This is a genomic window from Polaromonas sp. P1_G2 (genome assembly GCF_056405515.1).
Window position 1 is genome coordinate 1 of record NZ_JBFUBY010001784.1, and the last position, 356, is coordinate 356.

The window sequence follows — 356 nt, forward strand, 5'->3', positions numbered from 1 at the left end:
CGATATCGGCGTCTACCTCGCTGGCAATGCTGCAAGCGGCGCATCGGAATTGGTCAACAACAACAAGATCGACGCGACAAACGCGTCTGTGCAGAGGGCCGGCTCCGAAGATTTCCAGTTTACCAACAACGGTGTCACCGATAGCGAAACGAGCTTTGCCTATAATGGCTCTCTCGCAACCGGCGATCAGACGATCGTCAACAATGGCAAGATGACCGGCGCGATATTTTTTGGCACCGGCAACGACGTCTATAGCGGCGCGACCGGGATGATTGTCAGCGGAACGGTTCACGGTTTCAACGGCGACGATACGTTCACTGGCGGAAAATATGCCGAATATTTTCAAGGGGGTGACG

The 356-nt window shown here is 54.5% G+C and carries 1 protein-coding gene; it reads left to right on the forward strand.

What is annotated here, in order from left to right:
- On the forward strand, window positions 1–356 hold a 356-nt coding region (locus AC1D0P_RS32580; RefSeq protein ID WP_477680497.1), incomplete at both ends, for a hypothetical protein.